General features: G+C 40.2%; 16 protein-coding genes. 3 read left to right on the top strand and 13 right to left on the bottom strand.

Translation table 11 applies throughout. The features are described 5' to 3' along the window. Window positions 1-16: 16 nt before the first annotated feature. The 6 genes from tgt to ruvC all read right to left on the bottom strand — a co-directional run bounded on the left by tgt (window position 17) and on the right by ruvC (window position 5,967). Window positions 17-1,132, bottom strand: a complete 1,116-nt coding sequence (gene tgt, locus KCX82_RS00710; protein WP_227016519.1) for a tRNA guanosine(34) transglycosylase Tgt — start codon at window positions 1,130-1,132, stop codon at window positions 17-19. Window positions 1,133-1,355: 223 nt separating this feature from the next. Further along, window positions 1,356-2,387 (bottom strand): tRNA preQ1(34) S-adenosylmethionine ribosyltransferase-isomerase QueA, encoded by a 1,032-nt coding sequence (gene queA / locus KCX82_RS00705; RefSeq protein ID WP_227016518.1) that lies wholly within the window; start codon window positions 2,385-2,387, stop codon window positions 1,356-1,358. A 43-nt stretch (window positions 2,388-2,430) separates the two neighbouring features. Next, window positions 2,431-3,789: a SpoIID/LytB domain-containing protein gene (locus KCX82_RS00700; protein ID WP_227016517.1), complete on the bottom strand. Its 1,359-nt coding sequence runs from the start codon at window positions 3,787-3,789 to the stop codon at window positions 2,431-2,433. A 43-nt stretch (window positions 3,790-3,832) separates the two neighbouring features. Next, the gene (ruvB, locus tag KCX82_RS00695) at window positions 3,833-4,855 is read right to left on the bottom strand and encodes a Holliday junction branch migration DNA helicase RuvB (RefSeq protein ID WP_227016516.1); all 1,023 of its coding nucleotides are present in this window, start codon (window positions 4,853-4,855) and stop codon (window positions 3,833-3,835) included. A 10-nt stretch (window positions 4,856-4,865) separates the two neighbouring features. Further along, window positions 4,866-5,453, bottom strand: a complete 588-nt coding sequence (ruvA, locus tag KCX82_RS00690; RefSeq protein ID WP_227016515.1) for a Holliday junction branch migration protein RuvA — start codon at window positions 5,451-5,453, stop codon at window positions 4,866-4,868. Between the two features lie 16 nt (window positions 5,454-5,469). Beyond that, window positions 5,470-5,967, bottom strand: coding sequence for a crossover junction endodeoxyribonuclease RuvC (gene ruvC, locus KCX82_RS00685; RefSeq protein WP_227016955.1), 498 nt, complete (start codon window positions 5,965-5,967; stop codon window positions 5,470-5,472). A 240-nt stretch (window positions 5,968-6,207) separates the two neighbouring features. Here ruvC and KCX82_RS00680 point away from each other — a divergent pair, with 240 nt between their 5' ends. Continuing rightward, window positions 6,208-6,657: an arginine repressor gene (locus KCX82_RS00680; protein ID WP_227016514.1), complete on the top strand. Its 450-nt coding sequence runs from the start codon at window positions 6,208-6,210 to the stop codon at window positions 6,655-6,657. A 12-nt stretch (window positions 6,658-6,669) separates the two neighbouring features. Next, complete coding sequence (gene recN, locus KCX82_RS00675) at window positions 6,670-8,307, top strand: DNA repair protein RecN (RefSeq protein WP_227016513.1); 1,638 nt, start codon at window positions 6,670-6,672, stop codon at window positions 8,305-8,307. 207 nt (window positions 8,308-8,514) lie between these two features. On the opposite strand, the gene KCX82_RS00670 is transcribed toward recN, so the two are convergent. The 7 genes from KCX82_RS00670 to KCX82_RS00640 all read right to left on the bottom strand — a co-directional run bounded on the left by KCX82_RS00670 (window position 8,515) and on the right by KCX82_RS00640 (window position 14,814). Further along, window positions 8,515-10,515 (bottom strand): bifunctional 4-hydroxy-3-methylbut-2-enyl diphosphate reductase/30S ribosomal protein S1, encoded by a 2,001-nt coding sequence (locus tag KCX82_RS00670; RefSeq protein ID WP_227016512.1) that lies wholly within the window; start codon window positions 10,513-10,515, stop codon window positions 8,515-8,517. Then, window positions 10,512-11,762: a replication-associated recombination protein A gene (locus tag KCX82_RS00665; protein ID WP_227016511.1), complete on the bottom strand. Its 1,251-nt coding sequence runs from the start codon at window positions 11,760-11,762 to the stop codon at window positions 10,512-10,514. The genes KCX82_RS00670 and KCX82_RS00665 overlap by 4 nt, the downstream gene beginning before the upstream one ends. A 42-nt stretch (window positions 11,763-11,804) precedes the next feature. After that, on the bottom strand, window positions 11,805-12,356 hold the full coding sequence (locus tag KCX82_RS00660; RefSeq protein ID WP_227016510.1) for an SPOR domain-containing protein: 552 nt from the start codon (window positions 12,354-12,356) through the stop codon (window positions 11,805-11,807). A gap of 81 nt (window positions 12,357-12,437) precedes the next feature. Then, window positions 12,438-12,962 carry a hypothetical protein gene (locus KCX82_RS00655; RefSeq protein WP_227016509.1) on the bottom strand — a complete coding sequence of 175 codons (525 nt, stop codon included), beginning with the start codon at window positions 12,960-12,962 and terminating at the stop codon, window positions 12,438-12,440. 41 nt (window positions 12,963-13,003) lie between these two features. Continuing rightward, window positions 13,004-13,591 (bottom strand): J domain-containing protein, encoded by a 588-nt coding sequence (locus KCX82_RS00650; protein WP_227016508.1) that lies wholly within the window; start codon window positions 13,589-13,591, stop codon window positions 13,004-13,006. Then, the gene (locus tag KCX82_RS00645) at window positions 13,575-14,480 is read right to left on the bottom strand and encodes a DUF5685 family protein (protein ID WP_227016507.1); all 906 of its coding nucleotides are present in this window, start codon (window positions 14,478-14,480) and stop codon (window positions 13,575-13,577) included. Before KCX82_RS00645 ends, KCX82_RS00650 begins: the two co-directional genes overlap by 17 nt. A 73-nt stretch (window positions 14,481-14,553) precedes the next feature. Further along, a complete protein-coding gene (locus KCX82_RS00640; RefSeq protein WP_227016506.1) occupies window positions 14,554-14,814 on the bottom strand; it encodes a hypothetical protein in 261 nt (86 codons plus the stop codon). A gap of 359 nt (window positions 14,815-15,173) precedes the next feature. On the opposite strand from KCX82_RS00640, the gene KCX82_RS00635 reads away from it, so the two are divergent. Beyond that, on the top strand, window positions 15,174-15,341 hold the full coding sequence (locus KCX82_RS00635; RefSeq protein WP_227016505.1) for a zinc-ribbon domain-containing protein: 168 nt from the start codon (window positions 15,174-15,176) through the stop codon (window positions 15,339-15,341).

Raw genomic sequence — 15,341 nt, 5'->3', positions numbered from 1 at the left:
TCTTAATTTTTTATAATTAAATACCATATTTATTGTAAAAGTCTCTTTTATATTCTGCAAATCGGTCTTCCTCAATGGCCTTTCTTATTCCTTTCATCAGGTTGACCAAAAAGTGCAGATTATGATTCGTTAAGAGCATGGATGATAAAATTTCATTAGCCTTAAACAAATGTCTCAAGTATGCTTTGGAGTAATTTCTGCAAGTATAGCAGTCACATTCCGGATCCAAGGCAGTAAAATCTTTTTCATAGGCTGCATTTTTAATAACCACCTTACCCATTGAGGTCATTGCAGTTCCATTTCTCGCAATCCTGGTAGGCAAAACGCAATCAAACATATCAACTCCTCGTTCCACCCCTTCAAAAAGGTAGTCAGGGCTGCCAACACCCATCAGGTATCTCGGCTTGTTCCCAGGCAGATATTCAACGCAGTAATCCAGTACCTCATACATTAATTCTTTCGGCTCACCTACACTGAGACCTCCGATGGCATATCCCGGCAGATCCATCTCAACGATTTCCATAGCGCTCTGATAGCGTAAATCCTGATACATACCGCCCTGCATAATGCCGAAAAGAGATTGCTGTTCCGTGTTTTTATGAGCTTCCTTACAACGAGCCAACCATCTGGTGGTACGTTCCAAAGATTTTTTTACATATGACCGGTCAGCAGGGTAAGGCGCGCATTCATCGAACGCCATCATAATATCGGAGCCTAATGCATTCTGAACCTCCATGGATTTTTCAGGAGAAAGCATATGCTTAGACCCATCAATATGAGAACGGAATTCAACTCCTTCTTCTGTTATCTTTCGAAGATCGCCAAGACTGAATACCTGAAAACCTCCGCTATCGGTAAGAATCGCGCGATCCCAGTTCATAAATTTATGAAGACCACCGGCGGCCTTTACAATTTGGTGCCCTGGTCTTAAATAAAGGTGATAGGTATTGGACAAAATAATTTCCGCACCCATTTCTTTGATCTCATCAGGTCTCATGGCCTTGACAGTTGCAGCAGTGCCTACAGGCATAAATACAGGCGTTTCAATGGTCCCGTGCGGAGTATGGACTCTGCCCCGTCTTGCCTTGGATTTTTTATCTGTTTTGATCAATTCATATGTTACAGCTGTCATGGATAACCTCTCTTCTCAGTATTAATTAGTTTGTCAAATTCAATTTATATTCTTAAGTTGAATCTTTGGTAACGTCAATCACCGATTATATTACCGTTTGTTTGATGTTCTAAAAATTGCGAATTGAAGGAGGAAAGACCTTCAAAATCATGACCGTTATTGGGATTGACCTTTTGCTGATCAGACAATATCGAAACTTATTTTCACAAGCAAATAAATATTATTAAAGGATCAACATCGCATCCCCATAACTGAAGAACCGATAGTTTTCCTTTACTGCATCCTCATATATTTTTAGCATAGTTTCTCTATTATACAATGCGGATACCAACATTAGCAAGGTCGATTTTGGAAGATGGAAATTTGTTATCAATGCATCAATAACCTTGAACTGGTATCCCGGATAAATAAAGATATCCGTATTGCCGCGACCTGGTTTGACAGATCCATCCGCCTGAGCAGCACTTTCCAGAGTTCTGGTAGAGGTGGTCCCTACGGAGATGATCCTGCCGCCTGCTTTTTTAGTCTGGTTAATGATTGCAGCATTCTCCTCGTCTATTTCATATTCTTCAAAATGCATTTTGTGTTCTTCCACAGTATCACATTTTACCGGTCTGAAGGTTCCAATACCTACATGAAGAGTGACATATGCCGTTTGAATGCCCTTCTTCTTTGCTTCCTCCAGCAGTTCCTCAGTGAAATGTAAGCCTGCCGTAGGAGCGGCCACGGATCCTTCCGTTTTGCAGTAAACGGTCTGATAACGCTCTTTGTCCTGTTCATTGCTCTCTCTTTCAATGTAAGGAGGAAGCGGTATCCTGCCGATTTCATCCAAAAGTTCCAGGAAAACGCCACTGTAGTGAAAACGGACAATTCGAGTTCCATCCTCACCGTAATCCAGAATCTCAGCCTTCAGTTTTCCTTCTCCAAAGGAAACAATATCGCCCAGGTGCAATTTTTTACCTGGGCGAACCATGGTTTCCCATAGATCGTTTTCTAATCTTTTTATTAAAAGAAATTCTACTTTCGCTCCAGTTTTCTCTTTGAAACCGAATAGCCTGGCGGGGATTACCTTGGAATTATTCATGACAAGACAATCTCCCGGGTTTATATAGTCCAGGATATTAAAAAAATTTTTATGCTCTACAGTATTCAAGCTCCGGTTAATAACCAGCAGCCGGGATTCATCCCTTTTGTCTGCCGGATGCTGTGCGATCAGCTCCTCCGGAAGGTAATAATCAAAATCGTTGATATGCATTCTTTTCCTCGCTTGCTATTATTTTATCTCATTAATCGATATTTTATTTGATTTCAATACCGGTATAGTAGTATTTTAATATTTCATCATAGGCAAATCCCTGTTTTGCCATTTCTACCGCACTATCCTGAGGCATTCCCACCCCGTGGCCATACCCGTAGCCGATAAACGTTACCGTGCCTCCGGTTACGATTTGCGTCATTGTTGCTCCTGTTAAGGAAGTAAGTTTTGTACCGTTTGAGCAATATCGCGAATCTGTTTTTTGTTTCGTAATTTTATTATCACCGGAAATTACATAAAAATCAGTATTTAATGCTGCAGTACTTTTACCGTTGCTGATAAAGACTCCGCCGCTCCCGGAAGTGCCTTCTCCCAAATCAAATAACAGAGACTTTACAACAGTCGCCCCAAGCACGTTTCTGATTTGTTCCTTTTTCAAGGTTATCGTATTGCTGCTCCCTTTTATCTGCAAATCACAGACATAACCGACAGAATTTTTGCCGCTGATTGCAACGGACTCAATTGTTCCGGGAGAATATCCTGCAGCTTCCAGTTTTTGTTTTATATTATCAAAGGTTAAAGATATACTCCATGGATAGCTGGGACAATAGGGATCTTTCACCGATTTCAGATAGGATTGGGCTGAAGACCATACATCTTCCGCATTCTGTGTGTATCCGCCGCTATTTTTGAAATAGAAAGCGTTGACAGGATTGCCCTGGGAATAGATTACTTCACCTGAAGTTTCGTCTACAGCCTGATTGGTAGCAGGGTATTCGCCGGAGTATCCTTTATAAACCTGGCAATGAGTAGTCGCGCAAACGTCAAATCCGTCACTGCTGTGCTTGCCTATGCTTAAGGAACCAAAACTCCTTGCTGCAACAGCCTGCGCTTTCAATGCTTCTTTCGGATTCGAATAGTGCAATTCAGAATTTAAAACACCGTAAATATAATGCTCCATGCTGAGATAATTGATGACATTCATGGTTCCATTGGAATTCACTCGAAACATGATACCGCCGCGATATGGGACATTATCCAGACGAATCACGCCGTCATCCTGATAATCCAATGGCATGATGCACCCGGCTGATCCCAGGTCCGATGAAAGCAGCGTACCGCTTTCATCTCTGAGGACAACGGCTCCATTTTCTGAAGCTACCTGAATCGTCGTATAAGCCGGTAAAGGCATTCCTTCGGAAAATCCGGAGGAATCTACCAGAATAAGCTGGAAACCTTCCTCACTTTGCAGGGTTGCCGAGGTGACGGCGGTACTGCTGTATTTCAATCCGACCTTAATATATTCCGAAGTCCCTGCTGCATTTACTTCGAAAACTGAAAAAAAGGCAGTTAAAGTTAGAGTTAACATAATAAGTGTTACGGTTAAAAATTCTTTTTTCATGCGATTACCTGTTCCCTTACCTGCGTTGTTTAAAAGAAATCCATTAAAAACTTATTTGCTCATCCGTTGATAAATTAATACCCAGGTGTTTGTAAGCCTCTTCTGAAACCATTCTTCCTTTTTGGGTTCTGTGCAGAAAGCCGGCCTGAATCAAATAGGGCTCATAGACATCTTCTATGGTTATCCGCTCTTCTCCAATAGCTGCAGCTATGGTATCTATGCCGACAGGTCCCCCTTTAAAGCGATCTATAATCACCCTTAAAATTTCCCGATCCAGACCTTCAAGTCCCTCTTTATCAATACCTAATGATTGCAATGTGCTATTTGTAATATCTAAATCAATGGTACCATTTCCCTTTACCTGGCTGAAATCCCGTACTCGTTTTAAGAGCCGGTTAGCCACTCGGGGAGTGCCTCTTGAACGTCTCGCCATCTCCGTCGTGGATTCGTCATCTATTCCGATACCCAGGATTTCCGCAGAGCGGTTAATTATTTTTTTCAGTTCATCAATCTGATAGAGTTCAAACTTGCAGATCACACCAAAACGATCTCTTAATGGAGCAGAAAGACTCCCTGCTCTTGTGGTGGCCCCGATCAAAGTAAACTTTGCCAGATCCAGACGAATGGATCGTGCAGAAGGCCCTTTTCCGATAATAATGTCAAGTGCATAATCCTCCATAGCAGAATACAGAACTTCTTCTACGGAACGATTCAATCTATGTATCTCATCAATAAACAAAACATCGTTTTCATTTAAATTGGTAAGGATGGCCGCCAGGTCTCCTGCCCGTTCAATAGCAGGTCCTGAGGTAATGCGTAAATCCACACCCAGTTCATTGGCGATAATTCCTGCCAGTGTAGTTTTTCCAAGACCCGGCGGACCATAAAACAGTACATGATCAAGCGGTTCTTTTCTTATTTGAGCTGCTTCAATAAAAACCTGAAGATTTTCGGTAACCTTTCTCTGTCCGATATAGTCTGATAGTTTTTTAGGACGCAGGCTAAGCTCCATAACCTCATCTTCCTGATTTAAATTTGATGCGGTGATTCTCTCTTCAAAATCCATGACGGCTCTCCTATCTTGCAATTTTCCTTAATGCTCTTTTTATGTACTCTTCGGCGGTAAGATCCTCTTCTGTGATTTGTGCAAGGAATTCCATGGCTTCACTCTTACTGTAACCCAGAGCAATAAGTCCGTCAGCAGCCTCCATTTTGCTGCCTCCAACCGGAGTATGTTCGGATATCTCCGTAAGCCCTCCCATCGTTCCTACTTTATCCTTAAGTTCCAGCACAATGCGCTGGGCCGTTTTCTTTCCGATTCCATTGGCCTTTGTCAGGCTGACGGCATCCTCAAAAAGGATTGCTTTTTTTAATTCTGATACAGGCATTGCCGATAATAAAGCCATAGCTGCTTTGGCCCCTACTCCGCTGACCGTCATCAGTTTTCTGAAAAGTCCCAGTGACTCTTTATCCATAAAACCATAAATACTGACATCATCCTCCCGGACAATCATAGCGGTATAGACCAAAACCGTATCCTGACTGTCTTTCAGGTAAACGGGTGAATTATCGGGTACGTTAATTTCATATCCGATGCCGTTGGCTTCTATAACAACGCCGCCTTCATATTTCATGGTTACATTTCCTTTAATATAATGAAACATCTGCCGTATCTCCTTATTATTTATATTTCGCCAGTCTTTTCTGATGGCCGGCGCAATGCCCATGGCAAATAGCTGCGGCTAAAGCATCCGCCGTATCATCCGGCTTCGGGACTTCAGTCAAATTCAATATTGCTTTTACCATAGACTGGATCTGTTTTTTTTCTGCCCTTCCGTAGCCTACCAGACCCTGTTTGATCTGAAGAGGTGTATATTCGTTGATTTCCAAGCCGGAATTTGCACAGGCCAGAATGGCAACCCCTCTTGCTTGTCCTACTAAAATTGCCGTCTTGGTATTAGTATTGAAGAACAGCTCCTCTATAGATGCTACGTCCGGTTCATATTCCTGAATAATTTCCATGATTTGCTGATAAAGGTGTTTCAGCCTGTCCGGCATTTCCATAGAAGAATCCGTAGTGACAGCACCATAACCACAGACGGTGAAATGGTTTCCCTTTACATCGATGATCCCATATCCCAAAATTGCATATCCCGGGTCGATTCCCAATATTCTCATTTCCTGTATCCTATCTTGAATTATATCATAATTTATGCCAATTGTCATAATCAGAGCCTAATTACAACATACTATATTCTATCATGAAAAACATATGTTTGTCCACGAGTACTTTGCCATAGAATCCCATAAAAGCTGAAAGAATAAGGAAATCCGTATACATTTTAGTTGATTAGACAAGCCTATATGTTATAATAAATATAATGAAAGGTCTATATTTATTCAGAAAAGGAGTGCGTCATGCGATATTCAAGACAAAACAAAATACTTGATATTATTAACACTCACGAAGTGGAGACCCAGGAAAGATTGGTATCGTTATTGCGAAAGAGCGGGTATAAAGTTACCCAAGCTACCATATCCAGAGATATTAAAGAACTTCAGCTTGTAAAAACCCTTTCTCCATCGGGAAAGTATAAGTATACGGTGGGGGTCAGTGTTGATCAGCCTGTTTCTGACCGTTTTATTAAAATATTTAAAGAAACAATTCAATCAGTATCATCCTCCGGCAATATTATTGTGGTAAAAACCTTAAGCGGCTGCGCCTCCGCAGCTGCGGAGGCCATAGACTCTCTCAATTTTCCCAATGTGATCGGATCCCTTGCCGGAGATAACACAATCTTTCTTGTTGCAAATGACCCTTCAAATGTACCTGCCCTGATGAATAAGTTTAATGAAATGATTAAATAAGAGGATATTCATATGATTTCTCATCTTAGTATAAAAGATTTTGCTATCATAGAAAAAGTTGATGTGGCATTTTATGAGGGACTGAATATGATTACCGGCGAAACCGGTGCCGGGAAATCTATCATTATCGAAGCGATCAGCCTGGCTCTAGGCAGCAGGGCTGATACCGCTTATATTCGGACCGGAAAAGAAAAGGCCGTTATTCAGATGGTTGCTGATTTAGAGGGCGAAGAATATGTCATCACCAGAGAAATTTCCGCTAATGGGAAAAGCCTTTGCAGGATCAATGACGAAATTGTACCCTTGTCACAGTTAAATAAGCTCTGCAGGAAAATTGCCGACATACATGGCCAATACGATCACCAATCCTTGCTGAATCAGGAAAATCATATTAAATTGATCGATTCATATGATGATAAAGTAATATCCCCGGTTAAATTGAAGGTTTCCGAGCTGTTTCATCTATACACTCAAGCGAAGCAGGAACTGAATTCCCTGCTTTCCAACGAAGCCGAAATGGAACGGAAGCGTGATTTTATGCGTTTTGAGCTTCAGGAAATATCTGCTTCCAGGCCGGTTATCGGTGAAGATGAAGAATTAACACAAAAGTTTACGCTTCTTCAAAACAGCGAAAAAATATATCAAACCCTTTCAGGCCTTTATGAAATCCTCTATGAAAGCTCCCCGTCATCTTTGGATGGAATCGGCAAGGGCTTGTCCCTGCTGCAGCAAATTTCCTGTTATTCCAATGAGATCAAAGAGTTTGAAGATGTCATGTCTGATTCTTATTACAAATTGACAGACGTTGCAACGGAAGTCAGAAAATACAGGGATCACATATCCTTCTCCCCTGAAATCCTGGAAGAGACCCAAAATCGTCTTCAGGTCCTGGATACTCTGAAACGCAAGTACGGTGGCAGCATCGAAAATGTATTGGAATACGAAAAAAAGCTTGCTGATGAATTGAATGTAATTGAAAACATGGATCAGCTGAAAGAAAGCTTGACAGAGCAGCTTTTACGATATGAAAAGCAGCTCCTGGAGGAAAGCGAAAAACTCTCTAAACTGCGTAAAAATGCTGCGATCCTTTTAGAGGAAAAAATAAACAAGGAATTAATGGAACTGAACTTTAAAAATGCTGCGATCACCATTCAATTTGATAACGTAAAAGATGGCAAGGCTTCTGTATTTACGGCAGAAGGAATAGATAAAGTAGAGTTTTTGATCTCAACAAATCTGGGTGAAGCTTCAAAGCCCCTCGCCAAAATAGCGTCCGGCGGAGAAATATCCCGTATCATGCTTGCGTTCAAACAGATTATCGGGGATTACGACTACATACCAACCATGATCTTTGATGAGATTGACAGCGGGATCAGCGGTATTACAGCCAGTATCGTAGGCAAAAAACTGTTGGAGATTTCAAAGAGCCATCAAATTATCTGCATCTCTCACCTGCCTCAGATTGCTGCTTTCGGAGATCATCACTATAAAATACAGAAAGAAGTTGTCGGTGATGCTACTGTGACAAATGTTATTCCACTTTCCCAGGAAGAGAAGATTCAGGAAATCGCACGGCTTCTTGGCGGGATCAATATAACGGACACCACGATAAAAAGTGCGGAAGAACTGATCCGGCTTTCAAATTCCTAAATATATGCAACTGGCCCTAGTATACGTAACTGGCCCTGCATATGCGTAATGTAACCTGGATATACGTAACTGACCCTGCCTACGCGTATTTTGACCTGGATATACGTAATCCGAAATAGATCTAAGAAGATTTCTATTACAAATTACAAAAACCGCCGATTTTATATCGGCGGTTATCTTTTATTACTATTTCTTATGAACTATGAATTATTCAGCGTCTGTAGTTTCTTCAACAGCAGCTTCTTCAGCTGCGGCGGGAGCTTCTTCTTTCTCTTCTTCTGAGAATAAAGGAGGTTCTAATGTTTCTTTGATGCTTAAGCTGATTCTCTTTCTTTCCTTATCGATTTCAAGAATCTTAGCAGTCACTTCCTGTCCAACGGAAATTTCTTCTGCTATATTTGTTACACGCTTATAAGCAATCTCTGAGATATGAACAAGACCGTCAAGACCAGGCTCAAGTTCAACAAATGCACCATAGTCTTTAATCTGAACAACCTTGCCTGATATGATTTGACCTACCTGGTATTTCTCATCAATTACGGACCAAGGTTCCGGTCTGTTCTGTTTTAATCCAAGGGAAATCTTTCCTTTCTCCGTATTCATGGAGAGGATTTTCACCTGAACTTTTTCACCAATTTTTAATGCTTCCTGCGGGTGCTTCAGCTTGCCCCAGGAAATCTCGGAAATATGCAGTAATCCGTCAATTCCGCCGATGTCAACAAATGCGCCGTATTCTGTAAATCTCATTACGGTTCCTTCTACTACATCGCCAATGTTTAAGGAGTCCCAAATTTCCTGAACCTTTTTCTGTCTTTCTTCTGTTAAGTAAGCCTTATGGGAGAAGACTGCCTTATTTCTTTTTTGATCCACTCTGGTTACCTTTACAGGTAAGGTTTTTCCAACAAACTCATCTGCTTTTTCAATAAATTTATCAGAAAGCTGTGAAAGAGGAATAAATCCTGAAACCTCTTTATAGACCGCAATTACGCCGCCTTTCACTTCTTTCACAATTTTTGCGTTAACAAATGATTTATTTTCAAGAGCATTATTGATTTCATCCCAATGCTCATTTACTTCAAGCTTTTTCTTGGACAATAAAATGTTTCCATCTCCATCATCAGTCTTTAATACTTTAGCCTGAATTTCATCGCCTTCCTTAAACAGGTCGGTTAATTCTTGGTCTCCTTCCAAAGTTAATTCATCTCTTGGAATAATACCATCTTTTTTGCAACCAAGATTTACTACGATTTCTCTATTTGAAACCTGTATTACCTCTCCGTTTACAATCTCTCCGCTGCGTGGCAATCTTAGAGACTTTTCGATCTCCTCCATTAATCCGTGCATCAGATTTTCTTCTTTTGATTCAGTGAATAATTCACTCATAGTAGCAATAACCTCCTTAATAATACGTTCAGGAGTCGAGGCTCCTGCCGCTATTCCTATTTTATTACATTTCTCGACTTCTTTCAATGGTAAATATTCTTTATTTTCTACAAAATACGTGTTTTCACAATATTTTTTTGAAATTTCATACAGCTTCTTTGAATTAGAACTGTCACTACCACCTATTATGACCATTAAATCAGAATCTATCGCTGTTTCCATACAGCTTTTTTGTCTTTCTGCCGTAGCACTGCAAATGGTATTATGAACGATAACATCTTTTTTTTCTTTTTTAAAATATTCGGCAATTTCCTGAAATAAATCGTTGGTAAGGGTAGTTTGGGCTACGATAAATAAATGATCAGCCTTAATTTTTTTTGCCTCATCCAAATTTAAAACAATATAGGCTTCATTATCGCACCATCCATTAATCCCGATTACCTCCGGATGATTTTTATCGCCGACGACTACGATATTTCTCCCCTGTTCCTTCGCATCTTTTACCAATTGCTGTATCCGTTTCACAAAAGGACAGGTCGCATCAACAATTTTAATTTCTCTTGCTTTTGCTTCCTGGTAAAACTTTTCCGGTTCCCCATGGGATCTGATAATGACAATAGCTCCGGACTCCGCATCATCGGGGCAGGAAATAATGGATACACCCTTTTCTTCCAATTCGTCAGTCACTGTTTTGTTATGAATAATAGGTCCGCAGGTATATATTTTTTTTCCCTGATTTTGATCAATGGTTTCTTCCGCTTTCTTTAAAGCTTCTCTGACCCCAAAGCAAAATCCGGAATGTTTTGCAAGTTTTATTTCCTTCATTTTTGGTTCAGACTTTCTAAAAACTTTTTAAAAGCCCCTTCCTTTCCGTTCTCAGTTGGTTCATAGTATTTCACACCTTCCCGATACAGATTATCAGGGAGATACTGCTGTTTTACATATCCTCCGTAAGCATGCGGATACAGGTAACCGATCCCCAGCCCTCTTTTGGAAGCCCCTGAATAATGGGAATCTTTTAGATGGTCGGGAACATCATCTATATTTTTACGCTGCAAGTCCGAGGTGGCCTTTGCCAAAGCCATGCAGGAGGCATTGGACTTCGGACAGGATGCCAACAAGATGGTTGCCTGGGCCAGATTGATGCGGGCCTCCGGCAAACCGATCATTAAAGCCGCCTGAACGCAGCTTGTTACGATAGTAATCGCATTCGGATATGCCATACCAACATCCTCACTGGCCATTACCATCAGTCTTCGGCCAATCATCTGGATATCGGCACCGCCTTCCAGTAACCTTGCAAGATAATGGATGGCCGCATCCGGATCACTTCCTCGAACCGATTTTTGAAGTGCAGAAAGTAAATTATACTTGTCCTCGCTTCTGTCGTAGAAAGTAGTCTGGCGCTGCATAGCTTCGCCAACCATTTTTGTATCAATCCGTCCGCCGATTTTTAAATTGTCGGCGATAAACCCTAAGGTATCCAGTGCGATGCGTGCATCTCCGCTGCTGAGCTCCGAAAGGATCTTAACGGCTTCGGGATCCCACTCCAAATTGCGTTTTGCAAGACCCCGTTCTGAATCTTGTAATGCATGTACCAATATCTGATAGATTTCATCTTTTGACAGTCTTTTAAATTCATAAACGGACCCAACACGGCTTAAGATCGCATTGTTTACTGCAAAATAGGGGTTTTCCGTTGTGCTCCCGATAAACCTGATAACCCCCTCTTCCAAAGCTTTTAGCAGGGAGTCCTGCTGCAATTTGTTCCATCTATGAAATTCGTCCACGTAGACATAGGTTGTCTCTTTTTGCAAACCAAAAAATTTCAATTTTCCTTTTTCTATAATTTCCTTTAATTCCTTTATTCCGGTGGTGGATGCATTCAACTCATAAAAATCCGCATCCATTTCTCTTGCAATGATTCTTGCAAGGGTTGTTTTTCCCGTTCCGGAAGGCCCAAAAAAGATAGCAGAATCAAAGGTTTTATTTTTAATAGCATTATAAAGTAAAGACTCTTTATACATGAAATGACTTTGTCCTACAAATTGGTCCAAATTTTCCGGTCTCATTCTGGTAGATAAGGGTATCATCTGCATTCCTTTCTGAATTTTTTAGATTAAAGATGACAAATCCACTACGAAAACATCTGTAACCGTGGCAGATACGATTGCGGCAGCTTCTTTTGCCTTTTCTTTATCTGAATAGGGTAATCCAAGTACTTTATGACTTCCGTTGCTCTCATAGGAATAGGCATAAATCCCCTTTTGCGACAACTCCGCACAAAGAGCCTCCGCAGCTGCTTTTGTGGTGAAGCTTCCGAATTGCACACTGTAGGGTCCCTTTCCCATGGTTTGGCTGCTTGTAGGAGTTCCTTCCGGCTCCACCGCAGTATCTGTAGTAGTATCTTTAATATCCTGCTGATCAATGACGATGCTCGGCAGGCTTGCTACAACGTCCACTCCTGAATCCGTTGTCGTTTCATCAACTTTCTGTGGATTATCATTAGCATCTTCCATTGGAATACTGCTGTCCAAAAAATAAGGATATATCACGTATTTCGTTCCCACATAGCCTGCAGCCACAGCAAGAATAATAAATAAAATAAAAACTGAAAATCCCATTCCGTTGCTTCTATATCGGGGATATCGATTGTATCTTCCCATAAGATCCCTCTTTCCTCCGTACCATTTCATAGCGTTTCATTCTATATTGCTATATTTATTCAGGAGGAGAGGAAAATATGACTAAGCTCTTGGTCTCGTTTTCAGATAAAATCCGATCGCTAAGGTAAATAAATAATCATAAAAAAGGAAGAAGATTTGGGCGCCAGCCGCCAGAATCGGGAATGCCAAATCAGGGACCTGAAAAGCACCTAAAAACAGTTCTTTAAAGAATACAAGACCAATTCCTATCGAAATATTGAAAAATAATAGTTTCAATAGGATCTCCGCTGCCATTGGAAGCTTTTTGCTGTATTCAATATAGTATTTCACAATTCCATAAAGGCCGAAAAACATGGCGTAGGGAATCAGCCCGATCTTATTGGGTATCAGCAGTGCTGATAACAGCAAGGATGCTGTGTAAAACAGCAGACCCCCTCCGGGTCCGGTTTCTATCAGGATAAAGGCAACATAAAAAGAACTGATTGTATACAAGGTCAGTTCAATTCCGGGGATAAACGTGGCCGCATATAAAGTAGCGATGGAAAGCGCAAGAAAAATGCCGCCTACTGCTACCGATCGCGTTGATTTGCTCTGTTTTTCTACCACAGAATACTCCTTCTCTGCTTTTACAGAATTTTTTTGATCTTTTAAATACAGTCACACAATGCATCAGCACAGCAATAACACTGCAGCAGTCTGCATAAATCATCATTGTTTGTATACCCTCTGCCATAGGCTGCTGTACGATATCCATTTCCTGCTGACATTATACTATTTAAAGCAGTTCTATATTCTCCATTATTAGGATCCATAGAAATTGCAGTCTGCACATTGGTCATTGCGTCATCATACCAGCCTTTTCTTAATGAAATCATTCCATTCAAAAAAAACCACTCTGCATTTCTTGTGCGTACTCGGTGCAGCATAGCTTCAGCACCCGGGACGTTTCCTCTGTCTATCATTTTTCTGATTTCTTCAAATTCAGGGCTGCCGCTTGAATAGCCTCTGTTGCTGGATGATTTCGAATAATTTTCATAGCCGCTATGGCCATTATTTTTCATCAAATATTCGTAAGCTTCATTAATTTCCTGAAGTTTTTCTTCTGCTAACTCGTATAAGGGATTATCATGATATTTATCGGGATGATATTTCTTTACTTGTTCCCTATAAGCAGCCTTGATTTCTTCCTGACTTGCCCCTTCTTTAACTCCTAACACCTCATATGGATTTTGCATCTTCTGTGTTTCCTTTCTTAAGTATTTCCTCTGTCTTTCGTAACAGGCCAAGATAAATAATATTATCTATTAAACCTTTGTTTTTCTGTATTTCCAGCTGCTTGCAGCATTTGGCCGTTTCAGCAAGATAAAGCATCAAATTCATTTCAATTCTATCGCGAACCCGTATCCTGAAATCATTCGGGGATTCTTTTTTTTCATCATACTGAAACTGGCATAAAATCGGATTATAAGACTGATCATTAATATTCTCTTCAATATCGTCAAAAGCATCCACTATATAGATCCATTTTCCTAAATGATAACCGATTCTTCTATAGATTGCTTTCATCTCTTCATCACAGAACCGGGAATGAATCAAAAGAGTTCCCGGATCAAAAACTTCTTCCATTAATTTTGCAAATGGTTCTGCAGCACGGTCAATAGAGGAACAATGTTCCTCCTCTAACAGTGCCAGCTCTCGAAGCCGGTTTTGCACCTCCCTGCACTGCTCAGGTCTCTTTTCATAAAGTTTCTTATAAACTGAATTCAGATAGGCAGCACCAATTGCCGCAGTTTTGCTTTTTTTATCCTTGGCATCATCCTGAAACTTATAATAGGCAAGCAACAGTAAAATGTCCGCAGCATTATCAATTTCCGGACTGTCGGTAACGATGGTCCTTTTTTTCAGAGGATGAACCATACACCTGGATATCTGAATGTTATCAGATTCCGGATGAATACCTGCATGCAGCAGTGCCAATAAAACAGAGTCGTAACTTAATACTAGCCGGGGAAGCTGACCGTATCTTCTGCCTATCGATCTGCATATACCACAGTAATATCCTCCATAGATCTCAAATTCTTTTATTTTCAGTTCCGGCTTGTCCGGTGTAATATAGCCCAGCATAGGTACCTTTCTAAAAGACAGCACAGAAGTGCTGTCTTGTTGATTCTGCTTATATGTAATACCCTCTTATTGACTATTTAAATTGCTTTTTGAAATAATTTAAAACACAATAAGTTGCACTCATATCAATACAATACATTCCGGTCAAAATTCCATTAAATATCCATTGCTTTTTAGTTAGCTTCTTACATACCGCAACCGGGTTCAATGATTTCTCATCCTCAGGAATTTTTTTCCCAAAGAAGGCATTTCCAAGAATAGAAGCACCCAAATATAATCCTGTAATCGTTACTGCATGTTTTTTATAATTCCAGTTCTCTAAAAAATTTCTCATAAGCACAAGTCCCCCCGTATTGTAAGTTATTATACTTCTATGAGAATAATTATACTTGATAACTGAAGTAAATAAAAGAAAAATAAATAGGAATCTTTTCTGTCAATTTATAAAATGATCTTTCTAAGAAATAAAAAATAATTTTCGATTCTTTATATTTTTGTGGAAGAAAAAAAAATATTTTTCTCATAATGTAATATTTTTTCAAATTATTAGTGGACAGAAACTCCAATAACCGATATAATATCTACAGAGATATTTAAAATACAATGGCTCGATCATCTTTTTGGGAAATCGTCTCCATCACCTATTTTAAATATTAAAAAATTATTTTTTTTTAAAAATCTGGAGGAAAATCAATGGAAGACAGAACACTCGTATGTCAGGACTGCGGAAAGGATTTCGTATTCACAGTTGGAGAACAGGAATTCTATAAGGAAAAAGGTTTTGATAACGAACCAAAAAGATGTAAGGAATGCAGAGACAAGAAAAAGAACGAAAGACGTCAGTTCAGAAACGACAGATAA

It is taken from the genome of Sinanaerobacter chloroacetimidivorans (genome assembly GCF_018128545.1).
GTDB classification, from domain to species: domain Bacteria; phylum Bacillota; class Clostridia; order Peptostreptococcales; family Anaerovoracaceae; genus Sinanaerobacter; species Sinanaerobacter chloroacetimidivorans.
This window is presented reverse-complemented; position numbering and strand designations above follow the sequence as displayed.

Coding starts and splice junctions, on each gene's coding strand:
- tgt (WP_227016519.1), bottom strand. CDS start 1,132: ATGACAGCTGTAACATATGAATTGATCAAAACAGATAAAAAATCCAAG.
- queA (WP_227016518.1), bottom strand. CDS start 2,387: ATGCATATCAACGATTTTGATTATTACCTTCCGGAGGAGCTGATCGCA.
- KCX82_RS00700 (WP_227016517.1), bottom strand. CDS start 3,789: ATGAAAAAAGAATTTTTAACCGTAACACTTATTATGTTAACTCTAACT.
- ruvB (WP_227016516.1), bottom strand. CDS start 4,855: ATGGATTTTGAAGAGAGAATCACCGCATCAAATTTAAATCAGGAAGAT.
- ruvA (WP_227016515.1), bottom strand. CDS start 5,453: ATGTTTCATTATATTAAAGGAAATGTAACCATGAAATATGAAGGCGGC.
- ruvC (WP_227016955.1), bottom strand. CDS start 5,967: ATGAGAATATTGGGAATCGACCCGGGATATGCAATTTTGGGATATGGG.
- KCX82_RS00680 (WP_227016514.1), top strand. CDS start 6,208: ATGCGATATTCAAGACAAAACAAAATACTTGATATTATTAACACTCAC.
- recN (WP_227016513.1), top strand. CDS start 6,670: ATGATTTCTCATCTTAGTATAAAAGATTTTGCTATCATAGAAAAAGTT.
- KCX82_RS00670 (WP_227016512.1), bottom strand. CDS start 10,515: ATGAAGGAAATAAAACTTGCAAAACATTCCGGATTTTGCTTTGGGGTC.
- KCX82_RS00665 (WP_227016511.1), bottom strand. CDS start 11,762: ATGAGACCGGAAAATTTGGACCAATTTGTAGGACAAAGTCATTTCATG.
- KCX82_RS00660 (WP_227016510.1), bottom strand. CDS start 12,356: ATGGGAAGATACAATCGATATCCCCGATATAGAAGCAACGGAATGGGA.
- KCX82_RS00650 (WP_227016508.1), bottom strand. CDS start 13,591: ATGCAAAATCCATATGAGGTGTTAGGAGTTAAAGAAGGGGCAAGTCAG.
- KCX82_RS00645 (WP_227016507.1), bottom strand. CDS start 14,480: ATGCTGGGCTATATTACACCGGACAAGCCGGAACTGAAAATAAAAGAA.
- KCX82_RS00640 (WP_227016506.1), bottom strand. CDS start 14,814: ATGAGAAATTTTTTAGAGAACTGGAATTATAAAAAACATGCAGTAACG.
- KCX82_RS00635 (WP_227016505.1), top strand. CDS start 15,174: ATGGAAGACAGAACACTCGTATGTCAGGACTGCGGAAAGGATTTCGTA.